The following is a 20670-nucleotide window of genomic DNA, read 5'->3' as shown; positions in this document are numbered from 1 at the left end:
TTTGAAAAATAGTATTTTTGGGAGTAAATTGTACTCAAAAATTGAAAATTATGAAAAAGATTATTGCCATTCTGGCCTTTTCTGTGTGCTTTTTAGTGAGCTATGGACAGAATTATCAAGACCTTATTAATGACGGAAATTATACCGTTGAATATATTTCCCAGATAGCAGAAGAACATTTTGATTCTATAGGTAGAGGGAAAGGTACAGGTTATAAGCAGTTTAGACGTTGGCAGTATTTTGCGGAACGAGCAATGGACGACTCTGGAAAATTGAAGTCGCCAGAATTTTATTATAATGAATTAAGAAATTACAATTCACAAATAAATAGTGAAGGTGTTGCAAAAATGACAGAAGTTGGTGCATGGGAAGATATGGGTCCAACATATTGGGATGCAACTTCAGGTTGGAATCCTGGTGTAGGTAGAATAACGTCAATCGCGATCGAAGAAGGTAATCAAAACCACATAATTATTGGTGGAGAAACAGGTGGTGTTTGGAAAACTTTAGATGGTGGTGCAACATGGACTGTTTTAACAGATAATCTTTCTAATATAGATGTGTATGCATTGGCTATTGATCCTTCAAACAATAACACATATTATTGGGGTTCTACTGGTGGTACCATTTTTAAATCAATTGATGGTGGTTCTACATGGAATTTTCAAGGTAGCGTGTCTGGTGGAACAGTGAATAAAATAATGATTGATCCGACCAATTCAAATAAGGTTTATGCAAGTGCTCAAGGTAATGGTTTATATAAGTCAACGAATGGTGGATCTTCGTGGAGTTCAATTTACTTTGCAGGTACAGGCTCAGGTTTTGATTTTGAGTTTAAACCTGGTGATCCTAACACCATTTATGCGTCAAGTTCTAGCTTTTATGTCTCAACAAATGGTGGCACTTCATTTTCACCGGTAAACGGTACTGGCGGAAATCAATTTGGCGGTGGGCCTAAAATGATAGGTGTTTCTGCTGCTAATCCTAATGTGGTTTATGTAGTAGAGGCTTCTGGTGGCGCTTTTGGTGGATTATATAAGTCAACAAATAGTGGTGCTTCTTTCACAAAATTAAATCATGATGGTAGAAATTATTTTGGTTACAGTTCAAACTCATTGGATCCTGGTGACGCCGGGGTAGGACAAGCACCAAGAGATATGGATATTGTTGTGAATCCAAATGATGCAGATGATGTCCATATTGCTGGTATTAATACTTGGAGATCAACAAATGGAGGACTGAATTTTGGAATTACGTCACAATGGGTTCCAGGCAATGCGAGCAATGCGAATATCGGTTACTGCCATGCAGATGTTGATATATTGTTGTTTTCGGGTACTGGCGCGAATGCTAAATTATATGCAGGAACCGATGGCGGGATCTTTAGAGCAGATAATCCAACTGTGGTTAACAGTAATTATTATACAGACCTTACGACTGGTTTAGGTATAAGACAATTTTATAGAATAGGTATTAGCCAAACAGATCCTGTAGTGGTTACTGGCGGCTCACAGGATAATGGTTCTTCGGTTTTGAGAGAAGACGGTTTATGGAAGGATTGGCTTGGTGCAGATGGTATGGAAGGTTTTATTGATAAAAATAATCCTTCAAGAATGTTTGGAACATCTCAATTTGGGTCACTCTATTCTACAGAGTTTAATTTCCTAGGTTCTAATGGTGTCAATTTTCTAAATGGACCTGATGGAAAAGGCGGTACATTCCAGTGGAATTGGATTGTGCCTTTTGAGCAAGATCCTCTAGTTCAAAATACTATTTATGTGGCTTTTGATGAAGTCTATAAATCTTTAAATGGTGGTTTTAATTGGTCTTCTATATCTCCTAATATAAATGCTAACATAGATCACTTTAAGATTGCTCCGTCAAATAATCAATATATGTATATGGCTAACAATGGAACATTCAGATTTTCTACAAATGGAGGTGCGACTTGGAACTTTTCTTCACTTAACCTAGGAGGTAATTTTATAAATTCTATTGCTGTCCATCCTACTGATCCGGCAAAACTTGCAATTGCCGTTACAGGAAGTCAAAAAGTGTATACAAGTACAGATAACGGAGTATCATGGACGGCTATACCATGGGATTTACCAAATTTTTCTGCTCAAGCGGTGGTATGGCAAGATAATGGGAAAGATGGTTTGTATGTTGGAATGAATTATGGGGTATATTATACGGATACTGATCTTGGCAATAGCTGGACAGCATTTAATAATGGATTACCAAACGTTCGTATTAATGAACTGGAAATTAATACGGCTGATGGTAAAATCTATGCAGGAACCTACGGAAGAGGTTTGTGGCGATCAGACTTGTATCAAGAGAGCCTAAGTCTAGATGAATTTGGCTTATCAGATTTTTCATTATATCCGAATCCGGCAAATAATGAAATAAATGTAAGATGGGATAAATCAGATGGCGTAAGTGTAAGGATATATAACTCCTTAGGTAAGTTGATGTTTTATGGTAAAGATTTAAGTTTAATTAATGGCTATAAAATAGATATGACGTCTTTTGAATCAGGTGTTTACTTTGTGAAATTAAGTAGTGAGCTTGGTGAAGTTACTAAGAAGCTAATCTTAAAATAAAAATAATGAAATAGAGAAAGCCCAACTGATTGGTTTCAGTTGGGCTTTTTTGTTTAAAATCTGTACCTTCGCAAACATGGAATTCTCTTCTAAACTTCTAGAAAATGCGGTAAACGAAATGTCTCAATTACCAGGTATAGGTAAGCGTACAGCATTGCGTTTGGTGTTACATTTATTGAGACAATCAGAAGAACAAACCTTTCAATTAGCTGATGCCTTATCTAAGGTGCGTGCAGAAATAAAATTTTGTAAATCGTGTCACAACATTAGTGATAAAGAGATTTGCGAAATCTGTGCTAATCCTACTAGAAATAAAGAAGTTGTTTGCGTTGTTGAAGATATTAGAGATGTCATGGCCATTGAAAATACGAGTTCTTTTAAAGGTTTGTACCATGTTTTAGGTGGTAAAATATCTCCGATGGATGGTATTGGCCCACAAGATTTACAGATTAATTCTTTGGTAGATAAAGTGAAGTCAGGCCAAGTCAAAGAATTGATATTTGCAATGAGTCCAACTATGGAAGGTGACACGACTAACTTTTATATTTTTAGACAGATTCAAGATTATAATATTAAAATGTCTACCATAGCAAGAGGAGTTGCTGCCGGAAATGAATTAGAATATACTGATGAAGTCACTCTTGGTCGAAGCATTATTGATCGTATTCCTTTTGAAGCTTCGCTAAAATCTTAAGATATTATTTTTTTGAAGTTATCAGTCATCATACTTAATTATAATGTGCGCTACTTTTTAGAATTATGTCTAAGAAGTGTTGAAGCTGCGATTACAGATATTGATTCTGAAATCATAGTAATAGATAATGATTCTTCAGATAATAGTTGTGAGATGGTGATGGATCTATTTCCAAATGTTAAGTTGATTGAGAATAAAGAAAACTCAGGATTTTCAAAAGGAAATAATATTGCTGTTAAAGAAGCTAAAGGTGAGTATTTGTGCATTCTTAATCCAGATACGGTTGTGTCAGAAGTTACATTTATGATGCTACTTGATTTTTCAATAGAAAAAGAAAATTTGGGGATAGTAGGTTGTCAATTGATTGATGGTCGAGGTAAATTTCTGCCAGAAAGCAAACGAAATATTCCTTACCCTAAAGTTGCTTTCAAAAAGATGATTGGTAAGTCTAACGATTATTATGCTAGTCATATTCAGTCAGACGCTTCAAGTAAAGTTGATGTACTTGTCGGGGCATTTATGTTTGTTAAGAAAACTGTTTACGATGCTGTTGGTGGTTTTGATGAAGACTATTTTATGTATGGTGAAGACATAGATTTATCATACAAAGTCTTAAAGGCTGGTTATGATAATTACTACTTTGGTGAAACAACCATTATTCACTTTAAAGGTGAAAGTACGTTAAAAGACGCAAATTATGCCAAACGGTTTTATGGGGCGATGCAAATTTTTTACGAGAAGCATTTTAAACAATACTTAGTGTTTAACTTGTTGGTGTCGTTGGCAATTCAATTATTACAAAGATTAAAGTCAGTATCAAATGAAGAAAAGATATTGACTGATGAAGTATTTTTGTATTCAATTGAAAAGATAGAAGGATTACATCGTCATTTTAGATCATCTATTCAACATTACTCTGAAGTTAAAAGCAATATGAAGCCTTTCAGTATTCATATTTACAACTTGAATGATTTTGAAATTAAAGCTGTTATTCATGATATGAAACTAAAAGCAGGGCAAGACAATGTACTTTTTAGGTTTTTGCCGAAAAACGCTAATTTTATCCTCGGAAGTGACAGTAGCGTATTGCGTGGTGAAGTACAATCTATATTGGAATAATATTTAAAATAAAATCAAAAAAACATTACTTTTTTTAGTAATTTTGCATTCGATTATCAAATAAAGACCTTTAAATTATTAATATGGCAAAGTTTGAACTTAAATTACCTAAAATGGGAGAATCTGTTGCGGAGGCAACAATTACGTCTTGGCTTAAAGAAGTTGGCGATACCATTGAGATGGACGAAGCTGTTTTAGAAATTGCAACCGATAAAGTAGATAGTGAGGTGCCAAGTGAAGTTGATGGTGTTTTGGTAGAAAAGCTTTTTGATGTTGATGATGTAGTTCAGGTTGGGCAGACGATTGCTGTTATTGAAATTGAAGGTGAAGGGACAGAATCTGTTACGGCACCAGCTAGCGAACCTATTGTCGAAGAGGTTGAAGCACCACAAGTGGTTGAAGAAGTAGCGCAAACTGTTGTAACTGCTAAGGCCGTTGTAGAACCAGTAATTTCATCTGGAGACCGTTTTTATTCTCCATTAGTTAGAAATATTGCTCAGCAAGAAGGTATTTCTCAGGAAGAATTAGATACAGTTCCAGGTACAGGAAAAGATGGTCGTGTGACTAAAAATGATATCAAAGCTTATTTACAATCTCGAGGGTCTCAACCTGCTAAAATTAAAAAAGTTGAGGTAAAGCCTGTTAAAGTAGAAGTATCAAAATCACAACCAGCTAAACCTGTTGAGAAGAAAGTTGCTCAACAAGCAGTAGTAACGAATGGTGAAGATGAAATCATAGAAATGACCAGAATGGGCAAACTCATTTCTAAGCATATGGTCGATTCGGTTCAAACATCTGCTCATGTACAATCATTCATTGAAGCTGATGTTACAGATATATGGAACTGGAGAAAGAAACATAAAGACGCGTTTAAAAAACGTGAAGGTGAAAATCTAACCTTTACACCAATCTTTATGGAAGCTGTTGCTAAAGCTTTAAGAGATTACCCAATGATGAATATTTCCGTTCAAGGTGATAGTATCATCAAGAAGAAACATATTAATCTTGGTATGGCTGCTGCTTTACCAGATGGTAACCTTATTGTGCCTGTAATAAAAGATGCAGACCAACTGAATCTTTTAGGTATGGCAAAGAAGGTTAATGATTTGGCAAACAGAGCACGTGTTGGTCAGTTAAAACCAGATGAAATTCAAGACGGAACTTATACGGTAACTAATGTTGGTACATTTGGTAGTATTATGGGTACGCCAATTATTAACCAGCCACAAGTTGGTATTTTAGCATTAGGTGCAATTAGAAAAGTACCAGCGGTAATAGAAACACCTCAAGGTGATTTTATTGGTATACGTTATAGAATGTTTATGTCACATTCATACGACCATCGTGTGGTTAATGGTGCACTTGGTGGCCAATTTGTAAAAGCAGTTAAAGATTATTTAGAAGCTTGGGATAGCGATAGAGAAATTTAAAAATAGACTGCCATTGAGAGACTTTTGTGAAAAAGTCGTGGCGATCTTTTATCAAACACAAAAGCACAATCATCAGATTGTGCTTTTTTTATTAGTGAGTAACAAAACCTTCCCATCGACGCATATAATTAATAAAGGTATCGCTTAGACCTTCGGACTTTAAATACTCTGGAGAAACAGGATTTTGTATTGGTTTAAAATTAGAGTTTTCAATAACCTTTTTTGGAAAGTCGTGATGCAAAATACCAGACCTTCCAATAGTTACAAAGTCTACACCTGCATTTAAAATTTTCTGAACATCTTCACCACTTCTAATATTTCCAGCAACAGTGAGTTTTACATTTTTATAATTAAGCTCTAGAACATGTTCTAAAAGATTCTTATCACTATCAAGATATTCTTGAGGTTTTTTAAAACAATCCCAAAGTGATAAGTCTAAAAAGTCAATTAACTGACTATCTATAAGTTGTTGACTAATCAATTTTATTTCAGAAAGCTTCATGCCGAATCTTTCAGGTGAGAGCCTAATACCAATAAGAAAATTTTGTCCACATTTCTCTCTAATTCCTTCAATAATTTCAAAAATAAGTCGTGAGCGGTTATCTAAGGATCCACCATAAATATCGGTTCTTTTATTAATTTCTGAGCTTAAAAACTGGGTTAGAATATAGCCATGTGCACCATGAACTTCAACACCATCATAACCAGAAGTTTGTGCTCTTACAGCTGCATTAATAAAGTCATTACGTAATTTATATACTTCATCTAAACTGAGTGCTCTAGCATTATGTTTCTGACTTTCAGAAGGGCAAACAGCCTTTTGGTGAATGACATCAAAGGGAGACCGCATACCTGCATGATGCAGTTGTGCAACCGCTAAGCTGTTGTATGATTGTATTTTAGCGGTTAATTTTTTATGACCTTCAATTAATTTGTCTGAAAATATGCCAAGTTGACCAGGAAACCCTTTTCCAATCTCTTGAACATGCGAAGCGCATGTCATTACCAAGCCAAATCCACCTTTTGCACGCATGGTTAACCATTTAAATTCGTCATCAGATAATTGTCCATCTTCATGGCTTTGCTGATTTGTCAATGGCGCCAACATGAATCTGTTATTCATTATAATTCCACAATTAAATTGAATAGTACTATCTAGTTTAGTCTTCATTTTCTTTGATTAATCGATGTAACTAAATTCGGTTATTTTAACCTTAAAATCAAATTTGTTGGTAGTATTTAGTGAAGTAAATGCACTACATTTGCTTAAAACTATTGTTTATGCAACTCAACCTGAATAAACCTATTTGTTTCTTTGATTTAGAGACAACCGGAATCAATATATCTAAAGACAGAATTGTAGAAATATCTATTCTTAAAGTTTATCCAGATGGAAAGGAAGAAACATATACAAAAAAAGTAAATCCAACAATTCCTATTCCACCGGAGGTTACACAGGTACATGGCATATCTGATGCAGATGTTGCTGATGCACCAACATTTAAAGAGATTTCTAAGGAAGTGTATAACCTAATTAAAGATTCAGATTTAGGCGGTTTTAATTCTAACCGTTTTGATATTCCTTTATTAGCAGAAGAAATGCTTAGGGCAGACGTAGATTTTGATATGAAGAATAGACAATCTGTAGATGTACAAACTATATTTCATAAGATGGAACAACGTACCCTGAGTGCAGCTTATAAATTCTACTGCGATAAAAATCTTAATGATGCACATAGTGCAGAAGCTGATACCAAAGCTACATATGAAGTTTTGAAAGCGCAATTATCACGATATGAAGAACTAGAAAATAGTACTAAGTTTTTAGCTGAGTTTAGTGCACGTAAGAAGTTTGCAGATTTTGCTGGATTTATCATTTATAATAAAGAAGGTGAAGAGTGTTTTTCCTTTGGAAAACACAAAGGGAAGCGTGTTGTCGACATTTTAGAACAAGAGCCTGGCTATTTTGGTTGGTTGCTAAATGCAGACTTTCCGTTGTATACTAAAAAAGTGTTAACTGCTATAAAGTTACGACAGTTTAATAATAAATTGGGGTAAAAGTTTCTGTGAAAGTAGAAATCTCTAATGCTGTAAGGTTTTTGTAGCCTTGTAGGTTTATCAATCATAGACTGTCATTCCTGCGAAGGCAGGAATCTCAATTTAAAGTTATGCGACTGCTCTTTTTACTATTTCCAATTCTGCTATTCTCCCAATCCCAAACTGCAAAAGGTGTTGTATTAGATAAGGAGACAAATGCGCCAGTTCCTTACGTAAATATTTCAATTTTAGCATCTCAATCGGGTACTTCCAGTGATGAAGATGGTACTTACAGTTTAGATATTAAAAAGGATGATCTTAATAAAATAGTTAAGTTATCTTCTTTAGGTTATGAGGATAGTAGTTTGACTATTTCAATGTTTTTAAATGCCAGTAAAATCTATCTAAAATCTAAATCTGAAGTTCTTGATGAAGTTTTTATAAACGAAAAGATAGATGATGTTAATATCGTTGTAAATGAAATAGAAGATTCAGAGTTATGTCAAGGTTATGGTTCAATGGCAGAAAACCCCTGGATTATGGCATTGTACTTTCCATATAATGATGAATATGAAAAGACAGAGTTTTTAAAATCTGTAAAATTCCATTTTGGTAATTTTAAGAATAAAAAATCAAAATTTAGGTTACGATTATTTTCTGTAGGTAAAGACAGTCTTCCCGGTGAAGATATTTTAAAAGAAAATGTTATCGTAAGTCTAAAGAAGAAGCAAAAATTTGCAGAAGTAGATATTTCAGAATACTATATTCTTTTTCCGTATGAAGGTGTTTATGTAGCTTTTGAATGGTTGTATATTCCTTATAATGTAGAAGAGGTGACTTATCACTTTGAAAATAAAAAGAAAGAAAAGCGATTAAAATATCATCCAATTTTGTCAAGTACTTGTGAAGAAGCCGGGAAATTTACAGTTGCGACATATGTTTCTGGTAGATGGATTTTTTATTCAGCAAAGAAGTATAAGAGTGAAGAAAAATCTATTCCTGCAATATCCTTAACTTTGTCAAATTAATCTAAGCAAGTCTAACAAGTCTAAGTAGTCTAATAAAAGTGAAACTCATCTGTATAGGTCGCAATTACACTGACCACATTAAAGAATTAGAAAACGAAAAACCAACAGACCCAGTTGTGTTTTTAAAACCAGATTCATCTATTTTATTGAAGAAACAGCCGTTTTTCATTCCAGATTTTTCAAATGAAGTTCACCATGAAGTAGAAGTCTTGGTAAAAATTAAGAAAGTAGGCAAGTACATAGATAAAAAATTTGCTCATAAATACTATGACGAAATCGGACTTGGAATAGACTTTACGGCTAGAGACCTACAAGCACAATTAAAAGCAAAAGGTTTACCTTGGGAAAAGGCTAAAGCCTTTGACGGTGCTGCTGTTATTGGGAAATGGCTTCCAAAAGAAAAGTTTGAAAATTTAAACAATTTAAGTTTCAGTTTAAAGAAAAACGATGAGGTTGTGCAGTCTGGCAATACCAATTTAATGCTCTGGAAGATTGATGAACTTATAGAATATGTTTCAAAATACTTTACTTTAAAAATAGGAGACATTATCTTTACAGGAACTCCTGCAGGAGTTGGTAAGGTTTTTGCAAACGATGAATTAAAAGGATATATTGAGAACCAAGAAATGTTTTCGATAAAAATAAAATAAAATAAATGGCACAATATTATAAATTAGACATGGTACGTGAAATGGCTGATAATGATGAAGATTTTGTGATGGCACTAGCAGCAGCCTTTATAGAAGAAGTTCCTGAAGATGCGGAACGTTTGAAAGTTGCAGTACCATCTGGTGATTTTACTGAAGCCTACCAAGCTGCGCATAAAATGAAACCAACAATACAATTGTTCGATTTAGGTGTGTATGATGAACTTATTGAGGTTCAAGATTGGGGTAAGTTTAAGCAAGCGGATAAAAATGTTGAAAATCAACTTGCAGTGGTTTTAGAAGCCGTTGAAAATGCTACAAACGAAATAAAGGCCGACTTCGGATTATAAATGCAAGCCGAAATAATTACAATTGGCGATGAGATACTCATTGGTCAGACCATAGATACAAATTCTGCGTTTCTAGGTAAAGAATTCAACAAAATAGGTGTTTCAGTTTATCAAATTACTTCAGTTCAAGATGATAAGGAACATATTTTAAAAGCTCTTGAAGAAGCAGAAGGCAACGCAGACATTATTATTATCACTGGTGGTTTAGGACCAACTAAGGATGATATTACCAAACACACTATTTGTGAGTACTTCAATGATGTTTTAATTGAAGACAAAGATGTACTAGCTCATGTAGAGCACCTTTTTGAGAAATATATTAATACCCCAATTTCAGATTTAAACCGACGCCAAGCTTTGGTACCATCACAATCTACAGTATTAAAGAATAGGTTTGGTACGGCGCCTGGTATGTGGTTAGAGCGCAATGGGAAGGTCTTCGTGTCATTGCCAGGCGTACCATATGAAATGAAGGCTTTAATAACTTACGACGTTATTCCAAGATTGAGGGCAACCTTTAAATTTCCTTTCATTAAACATCGAACTGCACTTACTTTAGGTCTTGGTGAAAGTGCTATAGCGAATAGAATTGAAGCGTGGGAAGATGCATTGCCAAGTTTTATTAAATTAGCATATCTACCAAGTCTGGGTAGAGTGAAATTAAGGTTATCAGGGAAGCATAATAATAGAGCTGTTTTGGAGGCTGAACTTCAAAAACAGGTAGAAGCATTATTACCTCAGATTCAAGATATTTTTGTTGGTTACGAAGAAGATGCGTCGATAGAAGAGCTGATTGGAAATGAGTTAAAATCAAGAGGAAAAACCATATCTATAGCAGAAAGTTGTACCGGTGGAAAAATTGCACAAACAATAACAGCCATAGAAGGTGCTTCGGCATATTTTAAGGGAAGTGTCGTAAGCTATGCTACAGAGGCTAAGGTTGATATATTAAACGTAAAAGAAGATGATATTACAACATATTCTGTTGTAAGTAAGGAAGTAGCTGAATCTATGGCACAGAATGTAAGAACTTTGTTTAATACAGATTATGCAATTAGTACAACGGGAAATGCAGGTCCGACAAAAGGTGAGTCCGATGCAGAGGTAGGAACAGTTTGCATTGCTATCTCCACAAATGAAGGCGTGTATTCTGAAGAATTTAACTTCGGTAATCACCGCCAAAAGGTTATTAATAAAGCCACCAATAAGGCTTTTGAAATGCTTAGAAAAGAAATTTTAAAAAAGTAATCATTTCTATTTGTTGAAATGTAAAGTTTTACTAAATTTGCACCCTGTTTTGAAATATCCTTTTTCGGATGTTATGATTTTACACGAATTAAGGTTTGAAAATACTTTAAATTAAAATTGGTAAAATCAACAGAAAAGAATAACACACCTAAAGAAAGAATACAATGTCAAGAGTTTGTGAACTTACTGGGAAAAAAGCAATGGTTGGAAACAACGTTTCTCACGCCATGAATAAAACTAAGCGCAAGTTTAACGCTAACTTAATTAAGAAGCGTTTTTACATTCCAGAAGAAGATAAGTGGGTAACGCTTAAGGTTTCTACAGCAGCATTAAAGACTATCAACAAAATTGGTATCTCTGCAGCATTAAAGGAAGCTAAAGCAAAAGGTTTTTACAAATAATAGCATTCGATTAAAGTCAATTTACGATGGCAAAGAAAGGAAATAGAATACAAGTTATCTTAGAGTGCACAGAGCACAAGGCTTCTGGTCAACCAGGAACTTCAAGATATATCACAACAAAGAACAAAAAGAATACGCCAGGTCGTATGGAGATTAAGAAATTTAATCCTATCCTTAAGCGTATGACAGTACATAAAGAGATAAAATAATAAATCATGGCAAAGAAATCAGTAGCATCTTTACAGACAGGATCTAAGCGTTTGACAAAAGCTATCAAAATGGTGAAATCACCAAAAACTGGAGCATACATGTTTGTAGAATCAGTAATGGCACCAGAATTTGTCAATGACTTTTTAAATAAGAAATAATCTTATTATAGAGATATAGATTTACAAAACTGCTTTCATTTGAAAGCAGTTTTTTTATGGCTATATTTGAGCCCTATATGACAACTTAGCAGTTTCCAGCCAAGGGCAAGATTATTGCTTTAGTCAAAGCAAATAGAATATTGAATGAGTTTTTTTAAGAAAATCTTTTCATCGGAAAAGAAAGAAACACTTGATAAAGGTTTAGAAAAATCTAAATCCTCCTTTTTTACAAAGCTAAACAAGGCGGTTGCAGGTAAGTCTAAAGTAGATGATGATGTCTTAGATAACCTCGAAGAAGTATTAGTAACCAGTGATGTTGGAGTTAATACGACTTTAAAGGTTATAGAACGCATAGAAGAACGCGTTGCGAGAGATAAATATCTTGGAACTTCTGAGTTAAATAAAATTCTAAGAGAGGAGATTGCTGGTTTATTATCAGAAACCAATTCTGGTGAAGATACAGATTACACAATTCCGGAATTACCAAAACAAGAAGATGGAACAAAAACACCATATGTTTTAATGGTTGTAGGAGTTAATGGTGTTGGTAAAACAACAACAATTGGTAAGTTGGCGTATCAGTTTAAAAATAAAGGTTTGAATGTCGTGCTGGGTGCAGCAGATACTTTTAGGGCTGCGGCTATTGATCAATTGCAAGTTTGGGCAGATCGTGTAGATATACCAATGGTAAAACAAGAAATGGGCTCAGATCCTGCTTCAGTAGCTTTCGATGCTTTACAATCTGGTGTTAACCAAAATGCAGATGTTATTATCATAGATACAGCTGGTCGTTTACACAATAAGGTTAACTTAATGAATGAGTTGTCTAAAGTAAAACGAGTAATGCAGAAGGTTGTTGGGGATGCGCCTCATGATGTACTCTTGGTTTTAGATGGTTCAACAGGTCAAAATGCATTTGAGCAAGCTAAGCAATTTACTGCTGCAACAGAAGTAACATCATTAGCTGTTACAAAGCTAGATGGAACAGCAAAAGGTGGAGTTGTTATTGGTATTTCTGACCAGTTTAAAATACCTGTAAAATATATTGGAGTTGGGGAAGGCATCGAAGATTTGCAAGTATTTAATAAATATGAGTTTGTAGATTCTTTCTTTAAATAAAATAATTCCTGCAAGATCAGGAATCTTAATAAATAAACTGAGCCCTATTAGCTGATTTGAAATCTAATAGGGCTTTTTGTATTTTTATAGAAATACACTTACCATGCGATTTTTATTTATCATTTTCATTTTTCTATTAGTCTATTCATGCAAAGATTCTACTTCTCGAGACGCTAGAGAACCTGTATCCAAATCAGAAACTGTTGAATACAGTCAAGATTCTTCAGATTTAGATGCTATTTCAACTAAAGATGTCAAATTTAAAGTCTTAGATTCTAAGCATATTTCTAAATCAGATATTTGGGCAGAAATCAATCTTCAGATGGAAGATTTTACTAAAGCAGATTATGAGCGTTTAAAGCCATTAATTTTAGAACAAGATATTCCAAAACTTCAAAAGCACATTTCAGAAGGTAAATTTGATTATGTAGCATTGACAAAATTTTATTTATATCGTATCAGAAAGTTCGACAGGGAAAATAACTTATCACTAAATTCAGTAATTTCAATTAATCCAAATGTGATTAAAGAAGCAAAAGCTTTAGATCAGGCTAGCGATGAAAATCATTTAATATATGGAATGCCAATCCTTTTAAAAGATAATATAAATGCTTCAGGTATGCCAACAACAGCTGGTGCTGTCGCCTTAAAAGATAATATAACTGAAGACGCGTTTTTAGTAAAACAATTGAAATCAAAAGGTGCATTAATTTTAGGTAAAGCAAACTTGAGTGAATGGGCATATTTCTTTTGCGGTTCTTGTCCAAGTGGTTATTCGGCAATTGGTGGTCAAACCTTAAATCCTTATGGGCGAGAAATTATCGATACTGGTGGTTCTAGTTCTGGTAGTGGAGTTTCGGCATCCGCCAATTTTGCGGCCGCTACTATTGGCAGTGAAACCGCTGGTTCAATTCTATCACCAGCAAGTCAAAACTCAGTTGTTGGTTTAAAACCAACTGTAGGTTTAGTAAGTCGAAGTGGAGTAGTGCCAATCTCTTCTACATTAGATACAGCAGGGCCAATTACTAGATTTGTAATAGATAATGCTATTGTACTTGATGCCATTTTTGGAGAAGATGTCTCAGATTCTAAATCATTTATGATTCTTTGGGATTCAGGATTTTATACAGAAAAGATTCAAGAAGCAAATTTACAAGGAAAACGTTTTGGTGCACCTAAGTCTCTAATGAATGACTCATTGTTCAATAAAGCAGTTGAAGTTTTAAAACTTCAAGGTGCTCAAATTGTAGAAATAGAAGAGCAAGATATAAACCTACCTAATTTTATCAATTTACTGAATATAGATATGAAAAAGGATTTGCCAAATTACATGGAGAGTTATGCAAATTCCAGTATTAAATTAAGAACAGTAGCTGATGTCATGGCTTTTAATTCTAAAGACTCAGTTAGCACAATGCCTTATGGGCAAAGTCTGTTCAGAGGTATTGTTAATGATAATGGCGATGAGGTTTTTTTAGAAAAGATAAAGGATACTTTAAAAACCAATGGGAAACAGTTTTTTGATGTTCCTATGAAGCAAAATAATTTAGATGGATACCTTTCAATTAATAACTATCACGCTGCTTATGCTGCAGTTGCTGAGTATCCTGCAATAACGGTTCCTATGGGTTATACAAAAACAGGAGTCCCAAAGGGTTTAACTTTTATTTCGAAATCACTTAAAGAAAAACAACTACTTGAATGGGCTTATATTTATGAGCAAGCTTCTAAAGCGAGAAAAGCTCCTAAAGATTATAACTAATTAATAAGTGCGTTGATTTTTTCCCAAAGCTCATTATCAAAATTAGATAAAGCGAAGTTTTCGGTATCAGCGGCTTCACCCATTCTTAGGACAACGAGTTTTTTACTAGGTACAATATAGATTTTTTGGTCATTTTTACCTAAGGCTGCATACATATCGTTTGGTGCATTAGGAATGAGTTCACCTGTAAATTCAATTTGTGTTTGTGGCGATCTAAACGATGATTTGCCATTCAGCCACCACATGTAACCATAAGATTTGTTAAGGTTTTGAGAAGTATTTGTGGCTTCACTTAAATAGGCTTCAGGTATGATTTGTTCATCTTGCCATTTACCATTTGCATAAATTAGCAGACCGAATCTTGCCATACTTCGAGAAGTACTCCAATACACATTAAAATCATTATTTTGTAACCAAGCGCCTGTCATTCCTATTTTATTTTTCAATTTCGTATTGAAGTAATTAGACCAACTTTGGTTGCTTGCAGCAGATATTACATCTTGTAGTTTTACATAAACATTATGATAGGCCCAACGTGTACCAGCATCTGCGACGAATTGTAAATTTGTAGGTGACGTATCATCACCAATACTGTCATCTAAACCAGATGACATCGATAGAAGATGCTTACAGGTGATTAAGTTTTCCTTTTCTAAAGGCGCACTTGTCCAACCTGTACCGATATAGTCTGCTACTTTGTTATTAATGTCTAAAATTCCTTCATCTTCCGCAATTCCTGCCATTGCAGTTGTTAAGGTTTTACCGGCACTAGCCCAATACCAAGGTGATGTGTTTGAATGGCCGTTAAAATAACGCTCCACGACAATTTTACCATCATGAAGCATCATAAAGCTTTTTGTGTTTTTATTGTCTAAATAATCTAGTAGAGGTTGCAGTTCAGAGTTATTCCAATTAAGATCTGCGATTGTTTTTGTCTCCCAAATATCAGAGTTTATAGGCGGATAATAAATCTCTTCAGTTTGTGGATTATTATCATTAGGATCATTATTCTCATTGTTGCTTGAACATGAATGGCTAACAACCATGATCCATATCAAAACTAGATAATTTATATAGCGCATTTCGGTATTTTCTACTTTAGACGTATAAATATATAAAAGGTTTAATTCTTTTCATTATTTAGTTTTAGGTGTAAAGTAAAAAGTGTGAAGAGATAGTTTGTAGTTAGAACTCCCAAATCCCAAATCCCAAATCCCTAAATCGTAAATCAACAATCTGAAATCCTAATTTGTTCCTTATCTTTGCGCACTGTTTTATTGAAGGTATGAGAACAAAGACTTTAAAAAAGAATAGAATTAATGTTGTAACACTCGGTTGCAGTAAGAATGTTTATGACAGTGAAGTGTTAATGGGACAGCTTAAAGCTAGTGGAAAAGATGTAGTTCACGAACAAGAAGGTAATGTTGTAGTTATTAATACTTGTGGTTTTATTAATAATGCCAAAGAGGAAAGTGTGAATACTATTTTACACTATATGCAAAAGAAAGAAGAGGGCGATGTAGATAAAGTTTTTGTTACAGGATGTTTGAGTGAACGCTACAAACCAGATTTGCAGAAAGAAATTCCTAATGTAGATCAGTATTTTGGTACTACTGAATTGCCAAGTTTATTAAAAGCTCTTGGTGCAGACTATAAGCACGAACTCATAGGTGAACGTTTAACAACCACTCCTAAGAATTACGCGTATTTAAAGATTGCTGAAGGTTGTGATAGACCTTGTAGTTTCTGTGCTATTCCATTAATGCGCGGCAAACACAAGAGTACACCCATAGAAGAACTGGTTACTGAAGCTGAAAAATTAGCTGCTAATGGAGTAAAGGAATTAATCCTGATTGCTCAAGATTTAACCTATTACGGTTTAGATTTATACAAAAAAAGAAATCTAGCAGAGCTTCTTGAGAATTTAGTAAAGGTTGAAGGGATTGATTGGATTCGTTTGCATTATGCATTTCCGACAGGATTTCCTATGGATGTTCTTGATGTAATGAAGCGTGAACCAAAAATTTGTAACTATTTAGATATTCCTTTACAGCATATATCTGACTCTATTTTGAAGAGTATGCGTCGTGGAACTACAAAAGAAAAAACAACCAAGCTTTTAAAAGAATTTAGAGTTGCTGTTCCAGAAATGACGATAAGAACAACCTTGATTGTGGGTTATCCAGGTGAAACTGAAGAAGACTTTCAGACATTAAAAGAATGGGTTAAAGAAATGCGTTTTGAACGTTTAGGATGTTTTACCTATTCTCATGAAGAAAATACACATGCATATAATCTTGAAGATAATGTACCTGAAGAAGTCAAACTGCAACGTGCCAATGAGATTATGGAAATTCAATCTCAAATCTCTTGGGAATTAAACCAGCAGAAAATAGGTCAAGAATTTAAAGTAGTTATTGATAGAAAAGAAGGTAATTATTTTGTTGGACGTTCAGAATTTGATTCACCAGATGTTGATAACGAAGTCTTAATCGATGCCACTGCTACTTATTTAAAAACCGGTGAATTTACCACAGTAAAGATTGTAGAAGCCGAAGATTTCGATCTATACGGTGAGGTTACATCTTAAAATCGATGAGGTTACCTTGTATTTCAAAAGGATGAAACCTAGAAAACAATTCTTCTGAATACCAACCTAGCTCTCTAGTTTTTTTAACCATATCGGCGTGCTTTTGGTTCTTATAGGCATAAGCCATCATATCTTCACCTTTTTGCCAAAGTGAAAATGTGGCCTGCATTAAAATTGGCCATTCACCAATTCCTTTAGAATAAATAAGTCCTTTATGTCCGTCCATTGATTTTGAAACCGATGGTACATATTTCCAAAATTTATAAGCCAGTTTTGGTTTAATAGTAGCCCGTGTAATCACCGCGAGTGGTTTAGATTGGTTAAATTTTGCACTAGATTGAAATGGTGATTGTTTACTCCATTCGCCATGGGCTTTCACGGTATGCATTAATATATGGCTGAAATTTTCACTATCCTTAGTGTATTCATCCATTATATGAGAGGCTAGGAATGTTTTAGCATCACGCTCAGAATTAAAAACAGTTAATAAGCCAAATGTTGAGAAGTCTGGCCAAATTGAAAAACCATTGCCACTTCCACTTCCCAATGCTTTCCAAAAAGATAAACCTTCTATTGTTGATTTTAATAAAGGTGGTCTACCCATGCGGCCGAGGGCTTGCCATTTATTTCTAAAGCCTTTGTATTTAAAAAATGAAACAACTGAGGTTTGTGGCATTTAATTATAGCTCGTATGCGTTATTGTTTACAAAGAATATGGAGTTGACAAAAAATAATTTGCCATTTTCCCAGAAACTTCTAAATAATGTATTGTCAACAAAATAAATGAAGCTTCCATTTCCTTTGCGTTCCTCACCAAAAATTAGTGTACTTTCTAAATTTGCAAGTGCATCTTTTCCGGCAAAACCCGAGTACACTTTAGTATCATCTAGATAAGCGACATTATAACCATTATCTAATAAGTTATAGGCAGAACTACCCAATTTTAAGGTAAAGTAATCCTGACCATAACCAAAAGCCATGGGATGTGTGTCATCTACTTTTGTTTTAAAGATGGCACCAGTAATCAGTTGGTTTGTGTATTGACGTTCACGCTCAGCATATGGTACCAAATTGTTGTTTTCACTACTATTGTCTGATGATTTATAAGATAAGTTAAAACCATCTTTACCTGCAAAACTTCTCAATGCACCATCAATAGCAATTACCTTTCCACCAGAACGTACCCAATCCTTAATTTTTGTCATATTACTCTCGTTAAGGACACTACCATAATAGCCATTAGGAAGTATTAAAACGTTGTATTTTCTTAGATTGGTATTGCTTAAGTCATCTGTATTTATTGATGTTATTGGATATCCCAATTGTTGTTCAAAGAAATGCCATACTTCACCATAGCTTAGAGAAGACGTGCCTTCACCAGTTAATACAGCAACCTTTTGTTTATTTATTAACTTAATGTCCGGCGAACCAATATCTGGTGTGCTTTGAGAGAATCCTGAATATATCTCAGTAAGAGGTTGTTTATGCTTTTGAGCAAGTGTATTTAAAGTGCTTACAAAATCATTGATATGTTTGTTATCTCCTTTTGTGATGATTAAAGAACCTCTTTCAAAATTTGTATTATTTGATTTGAATGGCTTCTCAGTGAATCTTACTTTAATATTATGTTTTAATAATGCAACTAGAAACTGAGCATCATCCATAGAATTCCATTTGCTAACGTAACCATAAGCATCATTAATCTTAGAAATAGATTTGTTGTTGTCTGGTTTTGTACTGCTTACTTTGGTGGTAGTGGCAACCGCATCTAAACCATAGGCATAAGGTACTGACCAAGCAGTGATATCATAAGTTAGTGAATCTGAAAGTTTCGCATTAGGTTCAAAAAGCACCTTAATCATTTTACCTTTTGGTTGACTTGTATGAACCACTAAAGTGTGGTCGTCAAGATTTAAACTACCTTGTTTAGCTGTACTGTAATTGTAACCCGAAACTTTTGAGGTATTTGGTTTTTCATAGCTGATCTCATGCTTGTCTAGAAACGATATTAACTTGTCAATTTTATCCTCATTTCCATTTAGAACATAGCTCTTGTATTTTAAGTTGGAATTTTGAAAGAATTTCGCAAACTCAGTATTTAGCTGTTTTGCATTTTTTGAAGCAACTTCAACTGTAGAAAGACTCGTAACTGTATGGTGCGTTAAGCGTTCCTTTAGAGTTAAAACATGACCTTCATCGTTAAGAATACCAAGCCCGGAAATACCGTGACCTGCTTGTTCGTATGTCATCCCAATCGCGCCCATATATGTAGGGTAAGTATCCCCATAACTTGGGTAGAATAAGTCAAAACGCTCTCTAGTAAAGAATAACCAACCTTCAGCATCAAAATATTTCGCATTATTTTTTCCTACTTCGGTTTGTAGGTCTCGTTGCCAATCTGTAATTATCTCATGAAATGGTTCTGCCGCTGGTGCAAAATAATATGGCTCGTTTGGTCCTTGTTCGTGGTAATCTGCATGAATATGTGGCATCCATTTATTGTATACTTTTAAACGCGTTTCTGATTCAATTTGTGTTGCCCAAGCCCAATCTCTATTTAAATCAAAAAGATAATGATTTGGTCTTCCACCTGGCCAAGGTTCATTATGTTCGTTGGCTTGTATGTCTGTATTATATGGTTGATGCGCGACTTTGTTATACCAATTGACGTAACGATCTCTTCCGTCAGGATTAACACTAGGATCGATAATTACTACAGTGTTTTCAAGTAAATCCTTACGTTCAGTTAGTAATTTATACATGGTAAGCATCGCTGCTTCAGAACAAGATGCTTCATTACCATGCACATTATAACTTAACCACACAATAGCAATATCAGTGGCTGTTGGTTTACCTTCTAAAATTCCGGCGTTTTTAAGGTTATTCTCTCTTATGGTTTCGAGTTGAGCCATATTAGCCTCGCTAGTGATATAAGCCACGTATAAATTTCTTCTTTCAGTGGTCTCACCATATTTTTCAAGTTTTACATGACTTGGAACTGCTGCACTCACAGCTTTAAAATAATCTATAACTTCATGATTTCTGCTAAATTGTGTGCCCAATTCGTAACCTAAAAAATCGCTAGGTGATTGTAAATTTTGAGCATTTATAGTTGATGGAAAACTGATAGCAAGACATGCTAAGAGAATAAGATAACGCATATTGTTTTGTTAGTTTGAAAAAGTAAATATAATCACTTCAACTTTGAGATAGACCTTTGATGCTTGAATTAACTAAAAATTAGTAGTTATAATTTGCGCTTGCCGTATAT

Annotated in this window: 19 protein-coding genes; 15 read left to right on the top strand and 4 right to left on the bottom strand. The window is 34.4% G+C overall.

The window, feature by feature from the left end; genetic code table 11:
• Positions 1-50 precede the first annotated feature (50 nt).
• From HRU50_RS02650 to HRU50_RS02635, 4 genes are all read left to right on the top strand, one after another.
• Positions 51-2606: a T9SS type A sorting domain-containing protein gene (locus HRU50_RS02650; RefSeq protein WP_296347870.1), complete on the top strand. Its 2556-nt coding sequence runs from the start codon at positions 51-53 to the stop codon at positions 2604-2606.
• 76 nt (positions 2607-2682) lie between these two features.
• Complete coding sequence (recR, locus tag HRU50_RS02645) at positions 2683-3300, top strand: recombination mediator RecR (protein ID WP_296347868.1); 618 nt, start codon at positions 2683-2685, stop codon at positions 3298-3300.
• Between the two features lie 12 nt (positions 3301-3312).
• Positions 3313-4419 (top strand): glycosyltransferase family 2 protein, encoded by a 1107-nt coding sequence (locus HRU50_RS02640; protein WP_296347867.1) that lies wholly within the window; start codon positions 3313-3315, stop codon positions 4417-4419.
• Positions 4420-4502: 83 nt separating this feature from the next.
• The gene (locus HRU50_RS02635; protein ID WP_296347865.1) at positions 4503-5849 is read left to right on the top strand and encodes a dihydrolipoamide acetyltransferase family protein; all 1347 of its coding nucleotides are present in this window, start codon (positions 4503-4505) and stop codon (positions 5847-5849) included.
• 91 nt (positions 5850-5940) lie between these two features.
• On the opposite strand, the gene HRU50_RS02630 is transcribed toward HRU50_RS02635, so the two are convergent.
• Positions 5941-7020 (bottom strand): NADH:flavin oxidoreductase, encoded by a 1080-nt coding sequence (locus tag HRU50_RS02630; RefSeq protein ID WP_296347862.1) that lies wholly within the window; start codon positions 7018-7020, stop codon positions 5941-5943.
• 110 nt (positions 7021-7130) lie between these two features.
• Here HRU50_RS02630 and HRU50_RS02625 point away from each other — a divergent pair, with 110 nt between their 5' ends.
• From HRU50_RS02625 to HRU50_RS02580, 10 genes are all read left to right on the top strand, one after another.
• On the top strand, positions 7131-7907 hold the full coding sequence (locus tag HRU50_RS02625) for a 3'-5' exonuclease (protein WP_296347860.1): 777 nt from the start codon (positions 7131-7133) through the stop codon (positions 7905-7907).
• Between the two features lie 110 nt (positions 7908-8017).
• Positions 8018-8914, top strand: coding sequence for a carboxypeptidase-like regulatory domain-containing protein (locus HRU50_RS02620; RefSeq protein WP_296347858.1), 897 nt, complete (start codon positions 8018-8020; stop codon positions 8912-8914).
• Positions 8915-8952: 38 nt separating this feature from the next.
• Entirely contained in the window at positions 8953-9564 is a 612-nt protein-coding gene (locus HRU50_RS02615; protein ID WP_296347856.1) for a fumarylacetoacetate hydrolase family protein, read from the top strand.
• Between the two features lie 5 nt (positions 9565-9569).
• On the top strand, positions 9570-9911 hold the full coding sequence (locus tag HRU50_RS02610) for an Hpt domain-containing protein (protein ID WP_296347854.1): 342 nt from the start codon (positions 9570-9572) through the stop codon (positions 9909-9911).
• The gene (locus HRU50_RS02605; RefSeq protein ID WP_296347851.1) at positions 9912-11159 is read left to right on the top strand and encodes a competence/damage-inducible protein A; all 1248 of its coding nucleotides are present in this window, start codon (positions 9912-9914) and stop codon (positions 11157-11159) included.
• 164 nt (positions 11160-11323) lie between these two features.
• Positions 11324-11560 (top strand): 50S ribosomal protein L28, encoded by a 237-nt coding sequence (gene rpmB, locus HRU50_RS02600; protein WP_296347849.1) that lies wholly within the window; start codon positions 11324-11326, stop codon positions 11558-11560.
• Between the two features lie 26 nt (positions 11561-11586).
• Entirely contained in the window at positions 11587-11769 is a 183-nt protein-coding gene (gene rpmG, locus HRU50_RS02595; protein ID WP_296347847.1) for a 50S ribosomal protein L33, read from the top strand.
• 6 nt (positions 11770-11775) lie between these two features.
• Entirely contained in the window at positions 11776-11928 is a 153-nt protein-coding gene (locus HRU50_RS02590; protein WP_008271041.1) for a DUF4295 domain-containing protein, read from the top strand.
• A gap of 144 nt (positions 11929-12072) precedes the next feature.
• A complete protein-coding gene (gene ftsY / locus HRU50_RS02585) occupies positions 12073-13047 on the top strand; it encodes a signal recognition particle-docking protein FtsY (RefSeq protein WP_296347846.1) in 975 nt (324 codons plus the stop codon).
• 103 nt (positions 13048-13150) lie between these two features.
• Entirely contained in the window at positions 13151-14809 is a 1659-nt protein-coding gene (locus tag HRU50_RS02580) for an amidase family protein (protein ID WP_296347844.1), read from the top strand.
• On the opposite strand, the gene HRU50_RS02575 is transcribed toward HRU50_RS02580, so the two are convergent.
• Complete coding sequence (locus tag HRU50_RS02575) at positions 14806-15855, bottom strand: serine hydrolase (RefSeq protein ID WP_296347842.1); 1050 nt, start codon at positions 15853-15855, stop codon at positions 14806-14808. The genes HRU50_RS02580 and HRU50_RS02575 overlap by 4 nt on opposite strands.
• Positions 15856-16094: 239 nt before the next feature.
• On the opposite strand from HRU50_RS02575, the gene rimO reads away from it, so the two are divergent.
• The gene (gene rimO / locus HRU50_RS02570) at positions 16095-17399 is read left to right on the top strand and encodes a 30S ribosomal protein S12 methylthiotransferase RimO (protein WP_296347840.1); all 1305 of its coding nucleotides are present in this window, start codon (positions 16095-16097) and stop codon (positions 17397-17399) included.
• On the opposite strand, the gene HRU50_RS02565 is transcribed toward rimO, so the two are convergent.
• Together HRU50_RS02565 and HRU50_RS02560 are read right to left on the bottom strand one after the other, a co-directional pair.
• Entirely contained in the window at positions 17389-18075 is a 687-nt protein-coding gene (locus HRU50_RS02565) for a hypothetical protein (protein ID WP_296347838.1), read from the bottom strand. The genes rimO and HRU50_RS02565 overlap by 11 nt on opposite strands.
• A 4-nt stretch (positions 18076-18079) precedes the next feature.
• Entirely contained in the window at positions 18080-20560 is a 2481-nt protein-coding gene (locus tag HRU50_RS02560) for a M14 family metallopeptidase (protein ID WP_296347836.1), read from the bottom strand.
• Positions 20561-20670 lie beyond the last annotated feature (110 nt).

Source organism: Winogradskyella sp. (assembly GCF_013213835.1).
GTDB lineage: Bacteria > Bacteroidota > Bacteroidia > Flavobacteriales > Flavobacteriaceae > Winogradskyella.
The sequence above is the reverse complement of the archived record's forward strand: the minus strand, read 5'-3'. Positions and strand labels throughout refer to the sequence as shown.

What these genes read in the sequence shown, in the direction of transcription:
- HRU50_RS02650 (WP_296347870.1), top strand. Translation starts at nt 51, where the DNA reads ATGAAAAAGATTATTGCCATTCTGGCCTTTTCTGTGTGCTTTTTAGTG.
- recR (WP_296347868.1), top strand. Translation starts at nt 2,683, where the DNA reads ATGGAATTCTCTTCTAAACTTCTAGAAAATGCGGTAAACGAAATGTCT.
- HRU50_RS02635 (WP_296347865.1), top strand. Translation starts at nt 4,503, where the DNA reads ATGGCAAAGTTTGAACTTAAATTACCTAAAATGGGAGAATCTGTTGCG.
- HRU50_RS02630 (WP_296347862.1), bottom strand. Translation starts at nt 7,020, where the DNA reads ATGAAGACTAAACTAGATAGTACTATTCAATTTAATTGTGGAATTATA.
- HRU50_RS02625 (WP_296347860.1), top strand. Translation starts at nt 7,131, where the DNA reads ATGCAACTCAACCTGAATAAACCTATTTGTTTCTTTGATTTAGAGACA.
- HRU50_RS02620 (WP_296347858.1), top strand. Translation starts at nt 8,018, where the DNA reads ATGCGACTGCTCTTTTTACTATTTCCAATTCTGCTATTCTCCCAATCC.
- HRU50_RS02610 (WP_296347854.1), top strand. Translation starts at nt 9,570, where the DNA reads ATGGCACAATATTATAAATTAGACATGGTACGTGAAATGGCTGATAAT.
- HRU50_RS02605 (WP_296347851.1), top strand. Translation starts at nt 9,912, where the DNA reads ATGCAAGCCGAAATAATTACAATTGGCGATGAGATACTCATTGGTCAG.
- rpmB (WP_296347849.1), top strand. Translation starts at nt 11,324, where the DNA reads ATGTCAAGAGTTTGTGAACTTACTGGGAAAAAAGCAATGGTTGGAAAC.
- rpmG (WP_296347847.1), top strand. Translation starts at nt 11,587, where the DNA reads ATGGCAAAGAAAGGAAATAGAATACAAGTTATCTTAGAGTGCACAGAG.
- HRU50_RS02590 (WP_008271041.1), top strand. Translation starts at nt 11,776, where the DNA reads ATGGCAAAGAAATCAGTAGCATCTTTACAGACAGGATCTAAGCGTTTG.
- ftsY (WP_296347846.1), top strand. Translation starts at nt 12,073, where the DNA reads ATGAGTTTTTTTAAGAAAATCTTTTCATCGGAAAAGAAAGAAACACTT.
- HRU50_RS02580 (WP_296347844.1), top strand. Translation starts at nt 13,151, where the DNA reads ATGCGATTTTTATTTATCATTTTCATTTTTCTATTAGTCTATTCATGC.
- HRU50_RS02575 (WP_296347842.1), bottom strand. Translation starts at nt 15,855, where the DNA reads ATGGTTGTTAGCCATTCATGTTCAAGCAACAATGAGAATAATGATCCT.
- rimO (WP_296347840.1), top strand. Translation starts at nt 16,095, where the DNA reads ATGAGAACAAAGACTTTAAAAAAGAATAGAATTAATGTTGTAACACTC.
- HRU50_RS02565 (WP_296347838.1), bottom strand. Translation starts at nt 18,075, where the DNA reads ATGCCACAAACCTCAGTTGTTTCATTTTTTAAATACAAAGGCTTTAGA.
- HRU50_RS02560 (WP_296347836.1), bottom strand. Translation starts at nt 20,560, where the DNA reads ATGCGTTATCTTATTCTCTTAGCATGTCTTGCTATCAGTTTTCCATCA.